A 26,541-nucleotide genomic window follows, 5' to 3' on the forward strand; every position below is an offset into this window, starting at 1 on the left:
GTGGGCCTGGAAGTTCCGGACGACGTCCGCTGGCTGTTCGCTGTCCTCACCGGTGAGCAATGGCCCGCGGCGGACGAGGATGCCCTGCGCGAGCTGGGTGTCACCTGGCGTACCGCGTCGGCGCAGATGCGGGACCTGCTGGGTCCCGAGCTGCTCGAGATCATCCGGTACATCCGGTCGAACTTCCAGGGCAAGGCCTCGATCCGTTTCGCTGACGCGGTCGATCCGTATGTGAACGGCCCGGCCTACCTGAACACCGCGATCAGCGAGATCGACAAGTTGGGTGAGTTTCTCGACGAGGTCGCGCTTCAGGTCGAGTACATCAAGCTGATCTCGATCCTGACGCTGGTGCAGCTGCTGGCCGAGATCATCTGGGCGATCTCGGTCTCGTTCCTCACCGCGGGCGCCAGTATGACCTGGCTGGCCGGCCGCATCGCCATCGTTCGGATGCTGATGCGCACGTGGTGGGGCCGGCTGATCATGAACATCGCCCAGGCCCAGATCGTCGGGATCGGACTGCAGGTGGCGATGGACGCCATGGTCCAGAGCATTCAGATGATCAAGGGGACCCGGAAGAGCTGGGACTGGAGTCTCACCCGGCAGGCCATCGAGGTCGGTGCGCTCGGCGGCGCGTTGGCGCTGCCGTTCGGGGCTCTGGGGCACCTGGCTTCGCGTGCGGTCACGAACCGGCTGAACTCGCTGGTGCAGAACAATGTTCGGAGGGAGAGCTACCAGCAGATCGCGGGTGACATCTCCCAGGCGATGACGAACGTGCTGCGCGACGGCTCGATCGTCGGCCAGATCGGCACAGTCCCGACCCGGACGATCGCCGAGAACATCGCCGGCCGGCTCAACAACACCCTGACCGGCGCTGCGAAGGCGGCTCTGGCTGTCGGCGCGCCCACCGTCCTCATCGACGCGATTCAGGAGGGCCTGCACGAAGCCATCACCGAGGGCCTCTACTCCCTCATGAAGGGGCAAGGTTTCGTCTTCAACCCGTACTCCTTCAGTTCCGGAGTGGCCTCGAGCTTCGCCTCCAGCGCCGGTGATGCCATCTCGCAGCGGCTGGGCGGGAATCAGCAGGCACCGAACCCGGTCGACTCCGGCAGCGACACGGACAGCGATGCGGGCAGCGATACCGACAGCCTTCTGAGCAGCGTGAGCGCGAGTACGGCAGCCAGTTCAGTTGCCGGAAGTCTCTCCGGGACAAAACTTCTGGATGGACCCGCGCAGTCGGACGACGATACCCGGAGCATGGCGGAGAGCACGGTCAGCAGTTCTGCCAGTTCTACCGGCGGGTCGACGGAGGTCATGGTCGCGGGAACGACGTCGACAAACCCGTTCGGGTCGGGCGTTCCCACCACGACGACTGTTCCGGCATCCAGCACCGTGGCCGGGTCCGGAACGCCGACGGCAGAGAACCCGGCCGGCTCCCAGGCCATTGGCAACCCATCGGTGTCCGCCGCGCCGGTCGTGAATGTGCCGACGACCGCAACGGTCACGGAAAGGTCGGGCGGGGATGAACCCCGCACGGCCCCGATGGCCGGGAACATGCTGGGCACGAACACGTCTGTCCCGAACACGGCGGGTGCCAGCAGCCCGGGCGCGAGCGGGCCGGGGACGAACAGGTCCGTCACGGCCACCCCTACCGGCGGATCGACCGCGGAGGCACCGGTCTCGAACGGGCCGGCCACAGAACGCCCGACGTCGAATTCGCCGGTTGCCGCGGCGTCGAACACGGCCGCTCCGAACACGTCCAGTGCGAACACCTCGACCGCGAACACATCGCCGTCCCGCGTCGTCACCGGCGCGACCGGTGTCCCCACGACAAGCACGACGTCCGCCCCCTTGCCGGACACCACGACCCCCCTTGCCGGATCGGTCCGACCGACACCGACAGCACCGGTTCCCGGTAGTGGCCCCGGTGTCAGCAGTCCCGTCCCGAACAACTCGATCCCCTCCATGACGGCCCCGAATACCTCTGCGACGGCCACGACCGGTCCGGTCGCCCCTATGGATGCCGGCGCGCGGACGACGTCCGCCGATCTGACGGCGAAACAGCCGAAGAGCGGCCCGGCAACGGCCTCCAGCCCCCTCCTGCCGGGAGCTCCGGGCAACCGGTCCACACCGGGGGCGGCGAGCGAACCGGTCACCGGAACCGGCCTGTCGGCGGCCACCACGTCGTCCTCTGGTGGACCGAAAACAACTACCACATCGAACACCTCGATCCCGGCGGCGGACGGACCGGTGGCTCGAACGCCCACCCGCGGCACCTCTGCCGCCACGACCGCGTCCGGTACCCCGTCGTCCCCGGTGAACAGCTCGTCCGACACCGGTGCCCCTTCATCCCGGGTCACCGGCCCGGGCTCCCCGGTCCCCGGGGCGGCCTCACCTGCCGCCATGGCGGCAGCGATGCGGAATCTTCCGCCGAAGATCACCCAGGCGGCGGTTTTCGTGTCGCCGGAACAGCTGGACACACTGTCGTACCTGGCGATCATGCCCGGGGTGGTGATCGTGGTCGTGGCCGAGCCGGGTGCGACCGTGCCGGGCGGCGTCATGGATCACCTGGCCCGGAAGTTCGACACCGATGTGGTGGCCCTGGTCGCCCGGCCGGCGACCGGTCGACGGCGTCCGGCCCCGGCCTGGACGGTGTTCTCGCCGCAGGGACCCTCCCGGCTGGTGCAGGCCGATCCGGCCCAGACCATCTCCGCGACCTTCTTCGAGTCTCCCGTGCCGGTGTCCACCGAACCGGTGAACAGCTGGGGGGCAACGGCTTCGGCAGGAGGGTCGGACGTCGTTCCGGTACCCGATGCACCGGTCCCGGCGTCCCCGAAGCGGCTTGCGCCGCACGGGCCCCGGTTCTCGGTGAAGGCGGGCTTCGACGCGCGTCGTATCCGCACCGGTGGCCAGGACGTGCTCGACCTGACGATCCGAATCGCGTTCGTCGACACCCAGAACGTTCCTCTCGGCCGGAACGCGGTGAGCCGGATCATGCACCGGGCCCGGGTCGGGGTGAACAGCTACCTGAACGAGGGCGGTCACGAGGTGCCGAACCTGGGTCGCCTGAACGTGAATCTCGAGCCGGCGGGAAACACTCCGGACACCGCCGAGCACCTGAGGGTCACGGTGGTCGGCCGCGATCAGATCATGGATCAGGCCCACTGGCACGCGGGCGCCGATCCTCTCTACTACGCGCACGAGATCGGCCACCAGATCGGCCTGCGCGACGAGTACCAGGACGACGGAGCGGACGGCCGGGCCTCGGTCGAGGGCAGCCTGATGGGCAACTTCCTGGTGGGAACAGCGGACGAGGTCAAGCAGCGCGGGCTGGGGCAACGGCACGTTGTCCTGCTGGGGGCGGTGGTCCGGAGCGGTGGTGTCCCGCCGGTTCTCGACCTGGACCAGACTCCGGACCCGATCCTGAGCCCGGCTCGCCTCCGGGAGGCGACCACGACCGTCTCGCACACCTGGGTCGACCCGGTCTCGGACGCCGGCTCCGACGGATCGGCTCCGCGTGCTCCCCGCAACCGTGTCCCGGAAACGGTTCCCGAGAACATCCCCCTGGCCGAACGAGCCCCGGACTCCGGACCGGTCTTCCGGCCGGCCGATCTGGGCGAGCCGGTCCCGGTGACCGGGACGATCGACCAGGCCCGGCGGCAGACGCTCGATGCTCTCGGGGAAGGTTCCTGGGAAACGGTTCTCGGTGGGATCGAACGGCGGATCAGGGACGCGGCCGGCCCCGAGGGGAACCGGGTCACCGGTGCGGTGCTCGCGGCGGCCGGGCAGCCGTCGGGTATCGCCGACCTTAGCGACAGCCAGAAGGCGGCGCTGAAAACCTTCTCGGCGAAGGTTCTGGACGCCTACCGCGACGGGGCCGAGCTCACGGCGCGAAACTTCCTGGACCGGTGGGACTCCGTGGCCCGCTCGCCGGGCCAGCAGATCACCACCACGCGGCGTCCGGTGCTGCCGGGCCTCGCCCTGGAGGGCAGCCTGGGCGGCGGGAAGATCTTGCAGGCCTCGGACTTCACCCGACCACAACAGGTGGCGCAGGAGATCTTCGACCGGCACGGGTTCCGGGTCACCCCGCAACAGCAGGCCGAACTGGAGAGGCTGCTGCAGGACGGCATCGCGGTGAGCGATGCGACCCTGATGATGCAGGGCGGCCTCCCGCTGCCCGGCGGGGTGCGGATCGGGGGACGCTCCCACCGGGCCCGCCTGACGCTGGATCTGGTCGGCGGGGTGCCGCTGGAGAAGGCCCCGGGCACGGAGACCGTCGAGGACACCCAGGTCGCCTACGACGTGAAGTACCAGACGTCGCAGGCGGATCAGAGCTCCGGTCTGACCGAACAGCGGCAGGGCCATTTCGCCGTCACCGACGCGATCGCGCTGGGCACGGGCCAGGCCCTGCGCACCGTCGGCATCCCGTTGAACATCAAGATGAACGAGCAGGAGACACTCGAAGCGGTCAGTGGATCCGGCACTGAGTTCTCGCGCAACGTCAAGAATCTGATCGGGAACACCGAGTTCCTGGCCGCTGCGCGGCTGAGGCTCGTCCTGCAGGACACCGACGGGGTCGTCGCGCCTCCCCCCGCCACGGTGGGTGTGGGCCGGGTCTGGGCCCGGTTCAACAACGAGGTCGTGAACCTGCCCTCGGCGCCCGATGCTCTGGTGCCCACGCCGTTCACGGTGCATCCGGTGATCGCGGTGCCGGACGGTGTCCAGCCGGTGCCGGTGGTGCGTTCGCCCCTGACCGAGGTGTTTCACGCCGTGGAGTCGCTGCGTGCCGACGACCTGGCCGCCGCGGTGCGCGGGCGACTGGGAGACGTCGACGAGGCGACGGGGCAGCAGGTCGACAGCTTCTTCAACAACGAGACCCTGCAGCTCAATCAGGGGTTCATCGTCGGCGGCAAGCTGATTTCACACGTGCTGCCGGCTTTCGGCGGGGTCTCGATGGAGCTCAGCGCCGGTGTCCGGCGGGCGCAGCGGGTGCTGTCGGTACCGAAGACCACGCTGCGGCAGGACGCCGGTTCGTCGGTGAAGCAGGAAGCCAAGCGAGGAGTCTCGTCCTCCGCTGATCTCAGTCTGGGAATCCAGGGCACACTCCAGACGGGGCTGGACGGTTCCGGTCAGACCGGTCTGGGCACCTACTCCTCAGCGACCCTTTCCCTGACCCCGTTCAGCCTCAGCCGCACGAAGCCGACGACCGTCTCGTCGGGCCTGAGCCCGGCCTACAAGTCGGTGATGGAGTATACCGGCCCGGCTGTTCTCATGCGCCTGGAGATGGATGCGGTGGTGATGCTCGACGCCGCCCGGACGATCCCGGGCGGGAACCGGGTCGACGGCGAGATGGTTCAGTACGTATGGGTTGCCGAGGCCGACGTCGCCGAGTTCGAACGTCTGGTGGCGGGGCCTCGCGAGATGGGTCCCGTCGTGCCGGTGGCGCCACGGCCCGATCGGCAGAGCGTGCGCGCGGTCAACGCTGCGGCTGAGATCACCGACAGCAAGGGCCAGACTCGTTATCTGCCGTCCGGTCTGGTGGCCGGGCAGTCTATCGGCCACGGCGGTATCGACCTGGTGCCAGGGGCTGAGCAGATCGTGCCGGAGGTCGAGCGGCAGATCCGGCAGAAGCTGGGCAGCGAGCTGGACCAGGCCACGGTGGAACAGCGGACCTCGTTCTGGAGTCAGGTCAACCATGTCTACTCGGTACCGGGCGTGCTCACCCGTTTCCAGCGAGCTCTGCCGACCCGTCTTCCGCTGACACTCGATCTGGGGGGCAAGAGCGTCCGCATCGTCGTTGAACCGTTTCTGAGTCAGTTCGTCAGCGCGACCCTGCAGTCGCGCGAGAACAACGGCACGGTGGACGTGTCCTGGAAGAACAATTCCAAGCTGGAGGTCAAGCAGACTTCTGGATCGGTCACCCGGGGGACTGTCGACGTGATGGGCCTGAACGGGCTCGGCAAGGGTGCAGCGCGAGGTGCGACCTGGGTGATCAGCGCCGGCGGGGCACACAGCCGCATGGTGGTGTCGACCGGCGGGCAGGCGATCAAATCGAACCGCCGCTTCAAGTCCAGCAAGGCCCCGGTGGTGTTCGTGACGATGGGCACGGACTACCGGATCGGTGTGAGCGTGAATGACCGGCAGGCGGTGGACGCCGAGGGGATCCGGATGCCGGACGACGCCACCTGGGTGCGTGACGCCCGGGTGCGACTGGCGATCGCCGAGGACTTCCTGCCGCGGACACGGGTGGCCGGCCTTCCCGAGCTGGGCCTGGTCAACGCCGCCCCTACTCGTGACGAGATCAACGATTTCCGGCGTCATGCCATTGATTTCGGTGGTCTAGCCGGGCAGGTCATCCCGGTCGGCCTGCTCGGGCTCAGCGCGATCGAGCGGGTGATCCTCGACGTGCTGGGAACCACCGGATCGGTGGGCGAGCGGCTGCGCGTCGCGGAGTCGGGCGCATCGCCGGAGTCGTTGCTGAGCAACCTGGAACTGGTGCTGGGCCGCACCGGTATGGCGCTGTCGGAGTTGTTCGAACCGGGGATCCTCCTGGATGCCTTCGCCGCGGGGAGGGTACGGATGATGCTGCGGCCGTCCGGGGACGGCCGGGCGCTGCTGGAGACCGGCGCCGGGGCCGCGGACGACGTCAACGAGTCCGCGGTCCGGCTCGACCACCAGAGCAAGGTCGCGAAGGGTGGCGAGGCGGCTGTATCGGTGGGCGCGATCTTCCGCGCCTCGCCGTCCCAGGGCCCGGTGTCCAGCGTGACGGTGGCACCGAACGTCCAACGTCGCTGGGGTGGGCGCACCGACCGCGCGGAGAACAACAACATCAGCGGGGCCGTCCGGCGCACCGGCCGGACCAACGAGACGTTCGGGCTGTTCGAGGCCGACGTCCTGGTAGAGATCCAGGGCTGGCAATGGAACAAGTTCGGCGGCGGGCACCTGGGTCTGGGCGACTCCACCCGTCATCTGATCATCCGCCGCGGTGCCCAGTTCCTGCTCGGGGCGACCAGTACGGCGGCGCTGAACCTGCCCGCCCTGAGCAGTGTTCCGGCGGCTCCCACGAGTCCGGTCGCCGTCGTGCCCCCGACCGTCCCGCCCGTCCCGCCGGCCGCCGCGCCCTCCCGGCGCCCCGCGTCCTTCGTCGATGACGGTCACGTGCTGGGGTTGTCCGAGGTGGTCCGGTTCGACCATCCGGAAAGGGTTCTGGAGCTCGCCCGGGACATGCTGGAGAGCAACGGCATCCTCGGCTACGGCGACCCGGCGTGGCGTGAGGTCCCGACCGGCACCGCAGTCGCCCTGGAGCACGGCATCGGCCCGCGAGCGCTGCGCGCCCGGTTCGCCACGACCGGTGGGGCGGGCGTCGTGCTGTCGACGGTCCGGAACATCCCCGGGCTACCGCTACGCCAGGTGGTCCAGGTGAAGGTCACCCACACCCGGGGCCCGGCCATCGCGGGCGGTGACATCGTCCCCGTTGCTCTGGACAACTTCATGCAGCACGGCACCCGGAACGACCAGTCGCAGGGCGAGGGACGGTCGAGGTCCGGGGTCATCGGTGCGACCCAGACCGACACCCTTGCCGTGCGTCACCGCACGGGCGTGGGCGGCAGCGGCGGTGAGACCGCCGAGACGACGTCGTCCGGGACGGTCACCCGGTCGGGCAAGGTGACCGAACGGCTCAAGCCCAAGGCCAAGAACTCGCTGCAGACCGAGCACGACGTGGTCTGGCGCGTGGAGGTCCAGGTGTCGTACGAGGCGGGGCAGGCGCTGGAGTCGCTCGGTGGCGACTGGGCCCGTCTGGCGAAGGATTCCTGGATCTACTACGGCACCGCTCACGACCGGGTGATCCTGCGCGGTCCAGCCCATTTCGCGACCACGGCCCCGACCACCGTGGCCCGTAACCCACATCTGACGAGCGACTGGTCGAACGTGCTCGTCCTGGGCGATGAGATCCCGGTGCAGACCTGGCTGGCCGGCGGCCGGTTCCTGCCGCCGTTCCTCCGGGGCGACGCGCTCGGCGGAAGCCTCCAGGGCACCACCGCCGACCAGCGGCAGTACCTGCTGAGCAGCGAGGAACTCGCATCGGCCGCGGCGCCGGTGATGTACGGGGTGAACGGCCTCACCCTGGGTGGCCGGACGGTCCGTGGCTGGTTCACGGACACGCTGAACCAGCAGAACATCCGCCTGGAGCTCGCCGACCTGGTCCCGCTCAGCCCCGAGGGCCCCGTCCCGGGCAGTATCGACCCGGTCTCGATGGACCTCGAGCACACCGACGACTCCGGGGTCGAGCGGGAGAGCGGTACGGCGGCGGAGCTCTCCAGCGGTCAGGGCCTGCTGGTGCCGTACATCAACACGGCGCTGGCGGCCCACGCCGACGAGGACCTGATCCGGCTCGGCGATGCCCACTCCTTCTCGTTGCAGCAGGCCCTGGGCAATGCCAACGTCACGGCCGCCGGCCGCACGGCCAACGCCGGTCGCACGGTCGAGAAGACGACCGAGCGCCTGATCCAGGGATTCCTGTTCCGGGGCACGAGCGTGCACACGGTCACGGACATCACCTCGTCGCAGGGCATCACCGGCAGTGGGGAACCCGTATCCGGCACCCCCCGGCAGCTAGGGATCCGTAACGGTGCCTACGTGATGTTCACCGTCGAGCAGGCCCTGACCCGGGGGCTGGTGGCCGAGTCCCGCGAGACCGGCCCGGACGGGACCGAGGTCACGGTGTACCGGCCAGGCCCGAACGCGCTCGCCGAGGCGCCGTCGGAGTTCCCCGGTGTGCTGAGCGTCGCCACCCGCTCGGGCATCTCACTCAGCTCCTCGGCCGCCGCGGTCCGGATCGGCGACGCGCTGCCGCCGGTGCCGGGCTGGATGAGTGTCACCGGTGAGTACGACGTGGTGACCGACCAGGTCGTGATCGGGGAGGGGACCACCCGTCGACGGCTCGGCGCGCAGGAGTTCGTCCGGTACCTGAGCGAGCAGCCGGGCTGGGCCGGGCGTTCGCTCCTGCTGATGATGAACGGCATCGGCGATGCGGGGGACCTGACGTCGTTCGCCGAGCAGGTCCGTGACCTCAGCGGTGTCGAGGTCCTGGCGCCGACCGCCGACCTGCTTCTGCTCGCGCCCCTGCCCGCCGGTACGGACGAGACCGGCCGGCTGCGGGTGTCGTCACCGCCGGTCGGGGCGCTCCGAGGATGGGGAGAGGAAGGCCCCACGTTCCGCTGGTTCACGTCGCGGGTGGGGGAGACCCCGCGGGACGTCGGCGCGGACTTCTCGGACGCTCTGCGGGAGATCGATGCGCCGGCGGCGCCGGGCCAGCTCGTGCAGTGGTCGCCAGCACCCGAACCGGCACCCGAAACCGTTGCGGTACTCGAGGACGACAACGTCTTCGTCATCGGTTCGGACCACGATTCCGACGACGCGCGCAGCGAGGTCACGCCCGGGAGGTCCACCCCCACGGGGCGTCGGGACCGCTCCCCGCGGTTCGAGGTGCGGGGCGGGTTCGACGCCCGGCGTTTCCGTCACGGCGACCAGGACGTGCTGGACCTGACGGTCCGGATCGCGTTCCGGCGGCCGGCGGCGCGGGTGCCCGGTGGCACCGAGCCGGTGACACCCGACGAGGTCGCCCGGATGATGACGCTGACCCGCCGGGGCGTCGAGGAATACCTCAACGGTCCCGACAACCAGATCGCAGGTCTGGGTCGACTTCACGTCACCCTGGAGTCAGTGGATGCCGACGCGGACGAACAGCCGCATCTGACGGTCACCCTGGTGGCCGACGACGAGATCATGGACCAGCACCACTGGCACGACGCGGCTGAACCGGCGCTCTACGGTCACGAGATCGCCCACCAGATAGGGCTTCGCGACGAGCATCAGGCCGAGGGGGCCGAGCACCGTCCCGCATCGACCGACAGTCTGCTGGGCGCTCTGCCGGTTGATCCGGTGTCCGGCCGCATCATCACCAGCGGTCTGCGGGATCGGCATCGGCAACTGCTGGGCCGGATCATCGGCGACGCCGCCGGTGAGGTCTCCGAAGAGACAGATCAGACGGCCGATCTCACGTTCGGCGAAGCCCGGGCCCGGGCGAGTGCCCACCCGGTCTCGCACTACTGGGTGGACCCCGTGTCCGACCCCGGCACCGCCGGCATCTCCCCCCGGGCCCCGCGGGTACCGCGCGCTCCGGCCCGCGTTCTCACCGAGCAGGCCGGGCATTTCGGGGAGGACCGGGACAACCGGCAGGGCATCGTCCACGTCACCCCGATGCCCGACAGCGTGGTAGAGCGCCTGAAAGCACAGATCATCGCCCAGGTCGAAGGTGATCGCGGGGCCGATCGGCGGTTCCGTGACCAGCTCGAACAGCGCCTGACCGGGCGCTGGCTGAGTGCGGAGTGGGCCCGGGCCACGAGCCGCGACGGCTTGCCCGTGGACGTCACGTACGGGGAAGAGCAATTCCCGGTGACGCTGCGCGTGCGGCTCACCGACGCACGGGAGACCGAGCCCGGTATCCCCGAGGTCTTCAACGGGCCGCCGGTCGCGGTGCAGCGCTGGGCCTTCGGGACCAACGACCACGGGAACACCAACTCCACGTCCGACATCCGCAGCGCCCGGGTGCAGTACGCCCACACCCTGGTGACGCCCTGGGACTCCCTGGTGCAGATCGGGGTGACGCCACGGTTCGACATCACCCACCACCAGACCACCACACAGGTCTCGACCGGGGTACGCGTCGAGGCCTACACGATCATCCGGAACCGGGAACGCGCCTTCGCCCTGAGCCACGCGCTGGCGGTGCAGATCCGGGCGCTGAACGGGCGCACCGAGGCGAACCGCGGCGCGTCCGTGCCCGACGATCTCTGGAACGACGTGCCGGTCCATCCGGACGAGCGGATCGTCACGCACCACCCGAAGTCCCAGGCCTTCCGGCCCGACGAGGGTGACGGCCGGCCGCCGGCCGCCGAGATCCCGACCCTCGCCGACCTGGCCGAGATGCCCATGCTCGGGGCGGAGTCGTTCCCGGCGCACGAGATGCTGTTCAACGACATCAAGGCCGCATTCGGGCCGCAACTGGGCAGCCTGAGGGACGACTCGTGGCGCGACCTGGAGCGTGTCTTCAGCGAGGGCGACCTGCGGGCCACCCTTCCCCTGATGCTGGCCGGCGACCGCCTCGTCACCCCGGCCCTCTTCAGTCCCTACGGAGCCGTGGTCGGGCACCTCGAGGTCACCGCCGAACTGGAAGGAGAACTGACGCCCAACGGACCGGCCATGGGCGACGGGATCATCGAGGCATACGTGGTGCGATCCCAGCGGGCCGGCACCAGCGCCACGGTCAGCTCGTCGTTCGGTGCGAACCTCACGGTGGAGGGTGGTTTCGCGAGGACGGGAACGAGGGACGTCGACGGGCGGGTGGCGATCAGTGGTGGCGTCCAGTACCAGTTCGCCCACACGCTGAACGCCGGAGGCAGCGCCCGGGTGGTGCGTTCCCTGCGATCCGCCGGGAAACTGCCGCGCGTATCGGGACATCTGCGGTTCCGCGTCCTGCTGGTGCGTCCCGAGGGACCCGCGATCGAGCCCGCGGCCAGCACCGCCCTCGGCGGTGGCCGTCAGCTGTACCCGGTCGACCTCGTGGTCGCCCCCCGCTCGAACATGCGCCAGGACGAGATCGAAGCACGCTACCTGCCGTCCGAGCTGCTGCACCTGCGAACCCTGCCGCTCTCGATCACACCCACCGCACTTGTTCTGGACCCGACGCGCGGAGATGCCTTCGCACCCCTCGAGAACCTGCTGCGGGAGCGCGGATTCCTGCCCACCTCGCAGGTCGGCCCGGTACGTTCCACGCTCGAGACCGTCGTCGACTCCGCCCTGGTGCGCAGCATTCTCGGACCGGACAGCTCCCTGGCTCGCCTGACCAACCGGCGCAAGCTCGAGCAGATGCGCTCGCAGATGTCTCTGCGGTCGTCGTTGCTCGACATGATGGAGAAGACCGCGGCCGTGTCGTTCCGGCAGCCGATCGCCGGCGGCATGCGCACGCTCACGGTGAGGATGTCCGCCGAACGTCGCATCATCGACGGCGACCCGGAGAAGGGCGTCGTCGATGCCGGTTACGCTCCGAAGACCCAGACGCTGAACTTCGTCGGGTCGACGAACGCGGGGGAGGAGCAGACCAGCCGTACCCCGCTGGCCTGGAACATCGGCATCTCTGCCGGTCTGACCCGATCGGGGGTCGAGGCACTGCCCGCCTACAACCACCGGGGCGGGGACACCACGATCACCGGGGCCGGTGCGGGCACCGGGCACGAGTACTACGAGCTCAGCCAGACCTCCCGGGGCGTGAAGCGCTTCCGGGTGCCGGTCACCGTGAAGCTCGAGGTGTTCGACTCCCACGGGCCGGACCTCGCCCTTGAACCGATCGACGGTGAGGTCGGCCTGGCGGTGCCCTGGTCACGCACCCTCGATGCCCCGGCCGCCGCGGCCGACGTGGCCCAGCCGCAGACCGGTCCGGTGACGGCGGCCGACGAGGCACTGCTCGCGCAGTCCCGCGGCCCGGTGGCCGGCCTGGTGAACGCGGTGCGCCTGCCGGAACCGGCGATCCTGGAACGGGTCGAGGGCAGCCGTCTTCTGCAGGACACCGTTCTGGAGATGCTGCGGGACGGTGACCTCGTCCCGGATCGCATCGCAGCGGACGCGGTAGCCGAGGCGGCACCGAACCGGGCGGCGGTACCGGATGCGGACGCGGATGTGGTCGTGGCGCCGGGGCCGGGGCAGAGCTGGATCGACTGGGTGGGGCAGACGATCATGGATGCCCGGGGAACCGCTCGCCGCACGGCGACCTGGATGCACGACCTCGCGGTCGGGGAGTCTCTGACGAACGAGACGTCCCCGGCGGCCGAGTATCTCCGGACGGTGCTCTCGCCGGAGTTCCTGCACGCCAACATGCGGATGCTGCTGAGCGGTGCCGTCTTCGACGGTCCTGGCACCAGCGGCGTGCTGTCCGGCACCGACGTCCAGGTCGAGGTGCAGGGTGTGCTGAGCAAGCTGGTGGCGCAGCCGGGTCAGGAACCGATCGACTTCGAGCAGTGGCTGCAGTCGACGACGAGCGGTACCAGCACCACCAGCGAACTCAACGGGGGCCAGCTGGGACTGGGGCTGGCCGGTCGCCCCACACCGGCGAACCGTCTCCTGGTCCGCTACACCGGTGGCCGTGCGGACACCGAGGCGGTCGGTGCCGGGGACAACACCAGCGAGATGCGGGTGACGACCGACGACACCGTTCAGGCGTACCGGTTCGTCGCGGACGTCAGTTACCTGGTCAGACTCCGGAAAGGGCGTCGTGACCTGATCTCCGGGACCTTCGGGCTGGGCCGGTCCGAGGCCGGCCGGGTGGTCACGGTTCCCGGGGGTGTGGAGTTCTTCGTCCCGGCCAACGTGGTCCATAACCACCGGCAGCTGCGGGAGGCACTGCAGAAGGCGGCCGACGCGCCGGAGCTTCCGGCGGAACCGGCCCGTGACGTGGAACTGCCCAGCTGGTTCGCCGATTCGGGTGGTCAGCTCGGGTACGGGGTCGTCACCGAGGTGGACCTGGACAACGGGCCGGGAGACCTGGAATCCGTGGTGCGATCCGAGATCGAGCGGAAGGCGCCGGGAATCATGACTCCCGGGCATCTGTCCCACCTGCCCGGGATGATCATGCGGGTCAATGAGTACGCCTCCACGCTGGGGCTGCGCACCATCATCAATGCCGGGCCCCAGGGGTACGTCAACTTCCACGCGATGTACCAGGGGCATCTGATCGAGGTGCGGATCGGTGCCCGTCCCGCGGACGTCTCCCAGCTGGGCAGCCTCCGGGGACGTCACGTGGGCAAGAATTCCGGCCTGGACAACGTGATCTCGCACATCACCGGCAAGGGGGCCGGGCTGAAGGTGCCCGGTGCCATCCGGCAGTCGGAAACCTCTTCCCGTACTCACGAATTCAACCTGCAGGTCGACGGGGTGATGCCGTCTCAGACCCTCAGCCCGACGTTGTCGCAGGGTCTGCGTGCCGACGTGACGCATGCCCAGCAGTCCACGCGGGAACTGCGCTCGTGGCAGCGCAGCGTGATGAACACCGCCGAGTTCGAGGTGCCCTACGTCTACTGGACCGAGGTGATCCGGCGGCCGATGTGGCACTTCGGACCTTCGGTGCTGATCCCGGCGGCCTCCCTGATGGTGGCGGAGGGGCTGAGGGCCTTCTCCCCGGTGGCGTTCTACACCGCGGAGCTGGCAGCATCCTTGATCCGCGGGCGCGCCGGACGGCAGGAAACGGCACCGGGGACGACCGAGCAGGCGGGACCGGGGACAGCTGAGGAGACGGCGCCGGAGACAGCGCTGGAGGTGGCACCGGAACCGGGACAGGCGACCACACCGCAGACAGCACCGGAACCGCCCACGCGGGCGTCACGCACGAACCCCGGCCCGGTCCTGGTGCGCGCAACTGCCCGGATCCGGTTCAACGTCTCGGAGGGCGGCCGACCGGATCCGTTCGTGCCGGCCCGGACTGATCCGATGAAGGTGGATCCACTGCTGCTGGAGACGCTTCCGCAGCTGCCGGCCGACGCGCCCGACGGCGCTGTGGCCATCACGATGGACGACCCGGCCGGAGCCTGGCGCCCGTTCCTGAACGACACGACCTGGCTGCCGGAGCGGCCCGTGCAGATCTACGACTTCGGTGGCGTGGAGCAGTTGCAGCAGGCACTGAACGCGGTGGATCCCGACGTCTGGCGCGGGACGATGCCGCAGAACTCGCTCTCGTCCGAGGGCATGTTCATCCGGCTCAACCAGTTCATCACCGACGGACGCATGGTGCTGGCCGAGCGGGCCGCTACCGCGCACTTCCTGGCAGCACCCGGGACCGACGGCACCTCGGTGACGATGATGCTGTTCTCGCCGCAGGTGGTGCGGGAGAGCTCTGACATCGCCATCGACCGGATCGAGGTGTCCAACGACGGCATCACGAACAGTTCGGTTTCCGGAAGCGGTACGTCCCTCGGGTTCGGCCCCAGCTTCGCGATCGACACCCACCAGCGCACCGGCCTTTCGGCGCCGGTCACCGGGGGTGCGCGGACGGCCGGCGACAGTGCCCTGGTCTCCACACAGCGCCGCGAGATGCTGCGGTTCGGAACACCCTTCAGCACCCCGGAGAAGTGGGGCCTGCCCGGGTACCTGGTCACCGCCACCGCCGTCGTCGTGGTGCGAGGACCACGCGGCGAGCGGGTGGTGCTGGCGCCCCTGCGGCTGCGGTCCACCGAGCTGCCTCCGGTCCGGGAGGTCCGGGAGGTCCGGGAGGTCCGGGACACGACAACAGAGGACGACGGTAGGGCTCCGGGACCGGAGCTCACACAGCCGGGCGAGACGGTGGTACCGGGTGAGGGCCCGGGCATCGAGATGGTCGACCTCGGTCGCGGGAGCGGTTCGGGGGCCACGTCGGCAGGTGCACCGGGAACGATCCACAGACGCCTGCAGAAGCTCGACCTGGTGCGGTTCAACCAGTTCCGTAACGAAGCCCTGGCCCTGATCGGCCTACGGCCCGAAGACGCACTGCAGCCCTACGGGAACTCGCCGACGGGAAGGGTTCTCGCCGACACCATGGTGGCCCTGCTGGACGGGGACCGGGACGGGGCGCGGGAGATCGCGCGACGCGGACCGCAGGAACCGGGCGGCAGCCGGACCGTGGCAACCGTGGCCGCCACTCAGGTGCCCACCACCGGCCCCGCCGCGACGACACCGTCCGTACCGGAAATCGTGGTGCCCCATACCTCGACGGACACATCAGCTGTCGCTGACACGCAGAATGTCGCCGATGCACCGCTGGTGGCCGACACCGCGCTGGTGGCTGACTCTGCGGTCGTGACGGACTCTGCGGTCGTGACGGAGTCCGCTGCCGGGGCCGACTCCGCTGCCGGGAACGGTGAGAGTCTGACAGCTGTGGGCTCGAGGGCCGCAGCGGGAGCTGACGTTGCCTCGGGAACTGGTGCCGTCGCGTCCGTCATTGATGCGCCCACCACCCCTGTTCCTGCCTCCGAGACCCCGGCCCAGTCAACTGATCCGGTTCCCCCGTGGCACTTCCGCGAGCTCGGTGCGTTCGGTGACGGGATCGTCCGCGATGCCAAGGACCTGCAGATCCAGCTACAACTGAAGACGAGCCAGGACTGGATCAACGGGCTCGTGCAGGTGGCGGGCCTGCCCCGGAAGCAGGGCCAGGTGCTGAACCGCAAGATCCGCGAGGCCATCCTCACCGACGACCCGCGGGCGTGGGAGCGTCTGCTGCGCCGCCCCGAGCCGATCGTGGTGGGTGACGCCCGGATCGAGCTGCGGGCCGAGGTGGTCCGTGAGTCGGTGAAGTACCGCAAGCCGGGGGTGATCATCGAGGCCGCGGCCGTCGCGTCGCAGAGCCGGTACGGCGACACGACAGTGGCTCAGGGTTCCGAACGTCGCTACGGTAATGCGTTCTCGTTCCTGATCGATCCCTTGATCTTCCTGGCGACGGGAGCTCTCTCGCACGTGGCCCCGGTGCTGAAACTCTCGGCCTCGGCCGGGCGCCGGGAGCATCACGGCACGACCACCGAGGTGCAGTCGGGCAACCGGTCGCTGGCCGGCGACGAGCACGACTTCGAGGCGCAGGTGCAATTCACGGCCACGGTGGTCCGGGGCCTTCGGGACGAGACCCGGGCCCTGACGGTGGACGGCCTCGTCGTGGCCTTCCCGAAGTCGTTCTCCACGGTCGGGAGCGGCGACACCGAACTCGGCCGGATGGTGCCGGTCAAGGATCCGGCGGCCCTGCACGGGTTCGACTACGTGGTCAACGCCATCGAACCGAGGCCGCTGGTCGACGCCGTGCGCCGGCAGCTGGAGCAGATGCTCGGCCCGAAAGACCCGGCAGCGCTGGACCATCTGATGCGGGAGATCACCGACGAGCTCCTCAACGAGACGACGGTGAAGGAGCGCAACCAGTGGCTGCTCACCGGGAGCTGGGTGTCGCCGGCCTTCTTCGCGCAGCGTTTCGGCCTTGCCATGCATCTGCGGCTCTCGGCCGTGCCGGAAGCAGTTCACCAGGTGGCCGTGACTGCGGCGAACGTGGCGGTCCGTAACGATATTGCCGACACCTACACCGCCAAGAGCGGGAACAGCCTGGTGCGGGGTGCGGGTATCCAACTGGGTACCGACTTTGCCTTCCAGCTGGGGACGAACCTGGTTTCGGTCGGGGCCGAGGTGCCGGGTCTGAAGGCGTCACGCCGGCACATGCGCACCGTCGCGGCCCAGGGCCAGTCGAAGATCGCGGTGATGCGGTTCGACCAGCAGGTGCGCCATCGGGCCCGGTTCGCCGTCCAGATCACCGTCAGTTCCACGACACACGGCGAGTTCACGGTTCCCGCGGTGGTCCACGGAGAACTGTCGATCCCTCAGAAGCAGTCGGCGCGATTCCGGAACCAGGTGCTTCAGACCGGGCTGGCCACCATTCCGGAGGATCCCGAACCCCCGAACAACTGGAGCGGACTGCTCGGCCTCGCGACCCGGGACCCGCTGCCGAAGTCGCGCCCCGTGACCGTGACCACGGTGCGAAACCTGCGGGACGTGGCCCGGGTGGCCGACACCCATCGGTCCGACCTGGCGGCTCCCCGCCCGGGTCAGCGACTCGGTGGGCGGGTGGCCCTGCGGACCACGCCGCCGGCGACGACGGCGGGCCACGGGTTCCTGTCACGGCTGGAAAGCCGGATGACGGCACCCTCTCCCGGTAAGACCCGCAGCGTGCTGACGCCCCGGCCGGCTCTGCGCGGCCGGCTGACCAAGGTCGAGGTCACGGTGCCGGCCTCGCTGACGAACAGCCGGGCCGTGCGCAAGCTGCGGGAGCGGGCGAACGTGCGGGTGAACATCGACGGGCAGCCGCGCGCCGATGCCAGGTTCGAACCCGACGACTACTATCGGGTCGATGTCGCCGGCCAGGTCGTGCGCGGTCCGAGAAGCGCTCTACGGCGGCCGGTCATGGCGTGGAGCCCGGGAAAGCTGACCGCCCGGAACCCCGTGGATCTGGTCCGTCTGGCCGGCCGGGCCCCGATCGAGGTCGAACTGCCCGGGACCATCGACGCCGGAGCGCGTTTCGCGGCCACCTGGGCGATCTGGAAGGCGGGCCAAGTTCCGCCGAACATTGTCGTGGTCGATCCTCCGGCCGGTGACGGGGTGCTGCCGCCCAGTACCAGCGGGGCGGCCCTGCGCTACGTGATCGATCAGCGAGGAGAGGTTCTGGGAGCGCTGCGGCTGGTCGCTCCGCCCGTCCCGGAGGCTCCCGTCCGGACGGCGGACGAGTTCGTCGCCGGTGCGCCGGACGCGCAGGAGAGCGAGTTCGCGCCGACCCCGGCCGAGCGCCTGCGGGCCGACGTCGGGAACGAGCTGAACCTGGCACTGGGCGACCAGATCGCTTCACTGTACGACGTGCTGGCCGGCGAGGCCATGATCCAGGTGCAGTACACGCCGGAGCTGATCTCGATCATGGAGAACGGTGACACCCTGCCCTTCGGCGAACTGGCCGATCATGTGCGGGGACTTCAGGTCCGCTTGCAGGATTCCGCTGTGGTGCAGCTCATCTCACCCAGGGGCGAAAGGATCAGCAACGCCGGCGTACCGACCCGGCGGCGCCTTCTGCTGGATGTCGGTGAACGGGGTGAGCTCACCGTGCACGACCTCCCGGCCTGGCAGCACCGCTTCGACCCCGCCCATCTGGAACCGCCCGCCCTGGCTGCCCGCCGAGGGCTCGGTCCGGGCGTGGTGAAGGAGGTGCCCGGCGCCCAGGTGGTTCTCGAGGCGGTGCTCGACGCGGTACGGCACCAGCTGCGCGACTTCGGGCTCGAGCACCTGGCCGACCAGCGCAGTGACACGAACCTCCAGCGCAGCCTGGCCGTCCGGTTCGGAACGCCGGCGATCGTGGCCGGTTCGGCTGTTCTGGCCTCCGGCAGCACCATCGACCACGAGTTCACCGTGCACGGGCGCACGGTCACCGTGTCGCTCGCCGCCGACCTGCTGGACCTGGTCGGTGAGCCGGAGGCGGACAACCTGGCCATCGATGCCCAGGCCAAGGGCAGCGTCGGCCTGGATGTCGGGGAGGGGCAGAGCTGGTCGGTGGACGCGGGGGTCCTGCTGCACGTCCGCACGCACCTGGGCGGGGTGGCCTACGCCGACCTCCAGGTTCCTTCAGTATCGGTGGGCCGCACCGTGTCGGACAGCCTGATGGCCAGCACCGCGGCGAAGGAGTACCACCGCCGCAAGACCGGCGGCGCCGCGACCCGGTACAACTACCGCACCCGGTACACCGTGACCGTCCTCCGGCGTGGACCCGACGGCCTGATCGAGTCGGCGATGTCGAACAAGCTGGACGGTCTCACCCCCGTCAGCGTCTCGAACTTCATGCGCCCGCCGCAGCCGCTGGCGGTGCGTGACGTACAGAGTCTGGGCGAGGTCACCCAGGCGCAGGGTCCGCTGCCGGAGTTCCTGGGTGACAGCACCCCGGTGCCCCTGACCGACCGTCAGTTGTCCGGGGTGTTCCCCACCCTGCACGGCACGGCCGAGATCACCGACGCCATCGCCCAGCTCGTCGCCCGGAACACCGGTCGTCCCACGACGGCCCGGGACCTGGCGCGCCGCGTGTTCGGCCTCGGTGAGGCGGCGCCGGTTCCGGAGCGGGTGGTGCCGGCCGAGCTCACCGCGCACACGCCGGCGAACACCCACGAGGGCGTGGTGGAGGAGATCCGGCGCGGTGGCACCAGCACGTTCCTGCAGGCGCACTTCCGGTCGCTGGTGTCGAAGCGTGGGCTGCGGATCCCGCTGCCGCCCACCGACGACGGGTACGAGCACGCCGTCGAGGTGCGGCTGAAGCTGTACGACGTGAAGCGGGAGAACACCAGCGGCAAGGTCACCCTGGAGCAGTACACCGAGGGCGACTCGCGCTTCTCCGCCAAGAACAGCGTCGACCGTGAGGCCGGCGTCGGCGCGAATGCCGGGCTGATCGTGCAGCCGGGCACTCAGGGAACGGCCTCCGGGGTCACGACGCACGAGGAGGGCGGTCACGGCGAGCAGAGCGGTCACGACGAGCAGGGCGGCACGAACCAGCCCACCCAGGTGGAGAACCGCCGCACCGGCTCGCAGCTGCACGCCGGCGGCGGGGTCTCGGCCAAGGTCATGCACGGGGACGAGAAGGGCGCCCTGTCGGGAAGCCTTGACCTGAACCTGGGCACCTACTCCGGCAGCGACCGATTCCCGACCCACGACTACCGGGCCGATGCCGTCTACGAGATTGTCCACGTGAAGTGGAAGACCCCGGCCCTCGGTGGTTTCGACGTGGTGAAGTCGCCGCCGCTGCACCTGCGGGTGCGCGGTGGCGCCGAGCTCAGCGTGCCGCACGTGCGGGCGCAGGACATCGGGCTGCCGGTACCGGAGGGCTCCGAGCCTCCGCCGAGCATCCCGGAGGGTGTGGGCCTGCGCCTGGTCGACGAGAACCTCGGCATCAACGCCTCGCAGATCGAGGAACTCGACGCGAGCAGTGTGCTCGAGCGCATCCTGGAGATGCTGAGGGAACGCGAGAACGCGGGACCCACCTGGAGCGACCCCCTGTCGAAGATCGCCGCGGTGACGACCGGCCTGGTGCGCGACACCCATCCGCTGCGTGAGGGCCGCGGCGACGTTCCCTCGGACATCGGGCTCGCCCTGAGCGCGATGTTCTCCGAGGAGTCCCTGCGCGCCTCCTACGGTGCTGTCCGCAGCACCGGTCTGGTGCAGGTGATCAAGACCGGTACGGCGATCGGCGGGACCACCCGCACCACGATCCAGGTGACGGCGATCGAGGACGGGGACGCGGCCTGGGTCCGTCCGCGTCCGGACCTCAAGATCACCCTGGGTGGGCAGCTCTTCGAGCAGGTCGGGGAGTCCCGGGTGGTGGAGACCGTCCGGCGCACCCACGCCGACGTCGGTGGACGCTACGGGGCACCGAGCGGTGGGGGCCGGGTTCCGCTCTCGGTGTCCCGCGTCACCGAGACCGGGGCCAGGACGACGACGGGGGAGAAGATCAGCAGCCGGGACATCCGCCGGGCCACGCCCTCGGACACCGGTCAGGACTTCCGGCGCCCGGTCCGGTACCAGATCGAGATCTTCCAGACCACGGACGCCCCCGAGATCCTGCGCCAGGCCGCCCGTGTCGGTCACGGTCCGGTGCGCGCGCTGGAGGTCCTGGACCGCGGGGCGAGCCGGAAATGGTGGATGGAGAACCAGGCCCGGTCGACGCGGATCCTCCGGGACGAGGTCCCCGGGTCGATCGTGTTCACCGTGCCGAGCCACCTCACCCGACTGAGCGACGATCCGGCCCCCGCGCCCGCCCCGTCGGTGAGTGTCCAGCCGGCGACGACCGGTGCGGTGCGGCCGGTCACGGCCGAGCAGCGGGAGCTCGGCGAGAAACTGGCCGAGTTGATGCAGGTGGTCTCGATGCCGCACGCAGCCGACGTGGCCGCGCAGGTGCCGAAGGCCGCGAGCGGGTCGAGCCGCCGGCGCCTGACGCCTGACCCCGAACGCCCGGTGTTCGGTGACCGGTTCGCTCCCGGCGGTATGGACGCGGCGGTGCTGCCCCTGGCGATGAACGAGCGCACCTTGCGGGCCTACGTGGCTCCGCTGCTGAAGGGCGAGTTCGCGGTCACGCACCTGGGCGGCAGCGCGACCCGGGTGGAGCTGAACGTGCGGAAGATGCACTGGCTGGCCGACGGTCACATGATCAGCGCCCTGAACTTCCCGCAGCAGACCAAGGAACCGGAGGCGATGACCGAGTCGATCCAGGGCGCCGAGTTCAAGCTGGACCTCGGTGCCGGGCACAACGTCGGCGAACCCCTCGACGGGGCTCATGCCCCGACGCTATTGAACACCGCCCTGGGCGCCGACCAGATGCGGCAGTCCCGCGCCAAGACCGAGTCCAACTCGGCTGCGACCTACCTGGAGGAGAACCGCGAGCGCAAGAACATGAGGTTCGCGTACTACCGCGGGGATGTCTCCTACGTGCTGCGGGGCCCGCGGGGTGTCGTCGTGGAGATCGATGTGGACGCAGGACTGACCGGGTTCGTGCCGGCGGCCCGGGCTCACGACCTGGCGGCCGACTTCCCGGACCTGATGGAGCGTCCGCCCCTGGACATCGCCCGGATGCTGGAGCGGGCCTCGGCGGATCCGGATCGCTTTCCCGGCCTGGACCGCGACTCGTCGCCGTCGATCGCGCAGAGCCTGCTGCGTGACGCCGCCCTGCAGCCCGACGCGTTCACGCTGAGGACCGGGAAGGTCCGGGTCTGGTCGGACACCCCCGACACCACCGCGACACCGGATCCGCGGGGGCGGGAGATCGCCCAGCAGGTGGCCGACCAGCTCAATCGCCCGGTGGAGTTCGTGCGGCGCGGGGACGAGGGGGCACTGAGCACGAGCGTGCTCGAGCCGCGTCCGGCGCCCGTCGACGGGGTGGAGGAGTCAGGTTCCGGCGGCCGGCGGCCCGGGCTGCCCGGTGATTCGCGAACGGAAGGTGAGCCGACGACGCGCCCTGATGCGTCGTCCTTCATCCGAGGGACCGGCGAGCCCTCGGACCCGAGGCCTCGGGCCGGGAAGGAGCGTGCCGGTACGGTGCGGCCGCTGGAACTGACCCCTGACCCGGGCGGGCTGATGTCGCCGGCGGAGGCCACCGACGCGCTGACCGAACTTGACTGGGCGGAGGACATTCTCGACGCGGCCCGGGAACGGGCCACCAAGTTCTATCCCCAGGGTTTCCGGCCGATCCTGACGCTCGACGGAAGTCCCTGGCTGGCAGCCGGTCTCGATGCGGTGGTGCTGACGCATTATCGCCACGGCGAGCAGGCGGCCCGGGCCCAGGCGCGGCGGCAGGCCGAGCGGGTGGACCTGGAGGCCGAGGCGTTGCGGCAGGAACGCGAGGGCGGCCTACCGGGCGGTGCGTTACGGAGGGCGTTCGGTGGGGAGCAGTCGTCCTCGACCCGGCGCGAAGAATTTCCGCTCGCCGACCGGGCAGCCATCACGAACCCGATCACCCCGGTTCCGGGAGACGGGAGCGTCGGTGCTGGCGAACGTCCACCATCAGAGAGCGCGACACCTGGCCGCACCCGGCGAGCTTCCGGGCGGCCCGACGAGCTCAGCGGCTGGGTCAGCCGCGCGATAGATACTCTCAGCGACTCCAACCGCCACCACGAGGTGCTGCGCCGCCGCCCGACGGCGCCTGCGCCTCTCGATGCCCGGGGCGCGTGGTCGCTACACCGCACCGACCACCACTCGCACCCCCCGGTGATCACCTCGCTCACCCCGCTGGCCACGAACTGGCTCGGTGACCTGAGCACGGTGACCGACCTGCGAGAGCCCGCTACCGGTGCCCGTCAGGCCCGGGAGCGGCTGGACCAGCTGCCCGACAGCATCCCGGATCGCGTGCGCAGTACGGCCCGCGGGCAGTGGGGCCATCTGCTCAAGAGCCCACGGGAACGCGTGCTCAGTGCGGCGGATCAGGTGCTGATCGCCCGCCTGCGCTGGCCCGGGACCGATCCCGACCTGGCGCAGACGCTGCGCCTCGACGACGACCTTCGGGTGCTCGTGGCCGATCGGCTGATGGTGACCGCGCACCGGCCGCGGGTGGACAGTGAGCGGATCGCGACCCAGCTCATCGACGACCACATCGCCCGGATCCAGTCGGCTCAGCCGGTGCCGCCGGTTCAGGAGCCAGTGATCCAGCTGCCGGTCCTGGCCACCGAGGTGGCACTGCCCGATTCACCGAGCGAGACCACTCCATCGGTCCAGGGACCCGAACCCGAGGTCATGGCGCCCCCGAACCCGGTGAACGGTGCCGAGGCGCACGCCCTGGCCATCCCGCGGGGGGTCCTGCCGGACGTCGGGGGCCTGGTCGCCCAGGTGGTCACGGCGGTGGAGGCGGTCGGGAAGAAGGTTCCGGACGAGGTCCGCGAGAACCTCGCCAACCGGCTGCTCGACGCGTACCGGGATCTGGCCGGTGACGGGTACCTGCTCCAGTTGCCGGGGGTCGAGGTGCTGGTCCGGATGAAGCCGGGTAACCCGCGCATCGTCACCGAGCCCGACGGGGCGTATCTGAAGGAGCCGGCGGAAGGAACCTCAGCGCCGGAGAACAGGTTGCGTGCCAACCAGAACACGCACGGTTCCTTCAACGTCGGAGGTAACAACCGCAGTACCTCCGGCCAGGCCGGGGCGACGCGGGTGCAGGCGAACTTCACGATGTCGTTCGGCGGGGTGATGCACGCGGGGGTCAGCCTGAGTGGCACGGCCAACCAGCGGGGCATCTCCTCCGGGGCGTTCCAGGACGCCGAGTCGGGTCGGGTCATGGACTACCGCGCCGATTCCACCCTGGTGGCCTACGACCCCAACTACACCGTGCAGGTCCGCACCGATGTGAATCGTTCCTGGAACAGCATCGGGATCCGAGGGGGCGGCGCGTCGACCGGGCAGGCCCTGCTGAACTGGATCCCCAATGCCCTGCTGCAGACGGGGACCGAACAAGTGATCGCGGTGGCCCCCGCCGGGGGGACAGCGGCGGAGAAGTTCACCCGCAACCAGAACCGTCTTCCCGACGTCTATTTCGCCTCCGGAATGACCGGGATGCAAGCGCTGTACGAGCAGATCGTCACCCAGCTGCACCAGGGCGGAGTGAAACTCGTCCCCGGAGACCCGGAACTGCTCCAGCTCCAGGAACAGCTGACCAAGCTGAACGTGAACCTGCACACGGCGATGAACACCCCCGGCGGTTTCGAGGTGCTGCTACGGGACAAGGACGCAAAGATCGTCGCGAAGGTCGCCATCCATTCGCAGCGCCGAGGACCGGCCGAACGGGTCGGCGCGACCAGCGACAAGATGCACCTGGAGAAGATCGGAACGGCGATCTCGGCCTCCAGCGGCAGCGAAACCCTGACCCAGAGCATCGGTGCCGGCGTGAACGCGGGGGCCGACCTCGTTCCGGTGTCCGGGGTCACGGTCGGGCCGGGTATCAGCGCCGGTGTCGGCCGCTCGCTGTCCGACACGGTGAGCGCGGGACGAACCGGCCTGATGGTTCTGGTGTTCCGCGACACCGGCCGGGCCGGGGCCTACCGCACCGGCCTGCAGCACACGGCCGCTGTCTGGTCGGCCGACCAGCCACAGGCCGGTCCGCTGCGCACGACTCCGGTCGATGCCCACGCCCTGGTGGTGCTCCCGGAGGCGGATGCCTTCGCCCACGGGTTCCCGGTCGACCGCAGCGCCCTGCGGGAAGGGCTCGTACCCGACCAGGGAACGGTGCCCTTCGATGAGACTGCGATCCCGGAACGAACTGTCCCGCAGCAGAACCCGGTGGCCTTGCCCACCCATGTGCTTCTGGGCAAGGGACTGGGCAACGGCCTGGCGGCGGTGGACCCGGGTGTCGGCGAGGAACTGGAGAGCCGGTTGCTGACGGAACTGCGCAGGACCGGATTCGTGCCCCCGGACCCGGAGCACCCGTTCGACGGGAATCATCTGCTCAGTCGCGAGCAGATGCCTCTGACCGGTCCCGACCGGATCGAGAATGCCCGGATCATCAAGAAGTTCCTCACCGACGGCCTGAGCTCCCACTACGACCAGATCCACCAGGACGGCCTCGAACTTCCCCTGCGGGCCCTGGATCGCGCGGACCGCACGCGGACCGCCCGGGTCACTGTCCGGGCTGTCCAGCACCTCAGCTCGAACGAGTCCTACTACCGGCGTACGATTCCGGACGCGCACAGTGTCAATCTGTCGATCGCGGGCACCAGTGCCGGTCACTCGGCCTCCGGATCCCGTCGGTTCAGCGTCGGGGCCGGTCTGACCGCCGGGGTGAGCTGGGCCAAGGCCTTCTCCGCGAGCGTTTCCCGGGAATGGGCCAAGACGACGGGACAGGCCGGCACCTTCATCGGCAACCGGCCCGAGCTGCGCGAGTCGCCCGGCGACCTGCACGAGTTCAGGCTGCCCAGCCGCTACACCCTCACCGTGGAGTACGACCACCTGCCGGCAGACGCGCAGGAACCCCTACGCGAAGCCTCGCAGATCCGGGCCCTGGGGCATGAGGCAACCCCCGAGGACGGGCACACCTGGGTCGGCGCGCCGGTGGACGGCATGGCCACCGTGCACCTGATCCCGGGCATCGACGCAAAAGACTTCAACCCGCAGGACCAGGGTCTGCAGGCACCCGGTGACGCGTCGGTGCTCGACGCGGCGCTGATCTACCACGTCGACACCACCGGGCTGGTTCCCGCTGCCCGTTCACTGCTCCCGCACCTGACCGGGCTGGGCCGGCCCGCGGACACCCAGGTGGCCAACCTCGCGAGCAACGTGATGGTGCGCTCATTCCTGAAGGAGATCACCCGCGGTGAGTACCAGACCGGACAGCTCTTCGAGCCCGGCCTGATCTCGCACCGGGTCGGGGGTCTGGACATCGCCGCCACGCTGGGAACCTCGGTGTACGCCGGGGCCACCGCCGACCAGTTCACCGCTGGG

Annotated in this window: 1 protein-coding gene (running past one end of the window); it reads left to right on the forward strand. The window is 69.8% G+C overall.

Going from position 1 to position 26,541, the window contains the following annotated elements; all coding sequences use genetic code 11:
* Nucleotides 1-26,541, forward strand: partial view of a WXG100-like domain-containing protein gene (locus QSK05_RS11335; protein ID WP_285596876.1) — the 5' portion only. 7,236 nt of this gene lie beyond the right edge of the window; the window shows 26,541 of its 33,777 coding nt (coding positions 1-26,541); its start codon is at nt 1-3; the stop codon falls past the right edge of the window.

Origin of the sequence: Kineosporia sp. NBRC 101731 (assembly GCF_030269305.1) — a bacterium.
GTDB lineage: Bacteria > Actinomycetota > Actinomycetes > Actinomycetales > Kineosporiaceae > Kineosporia.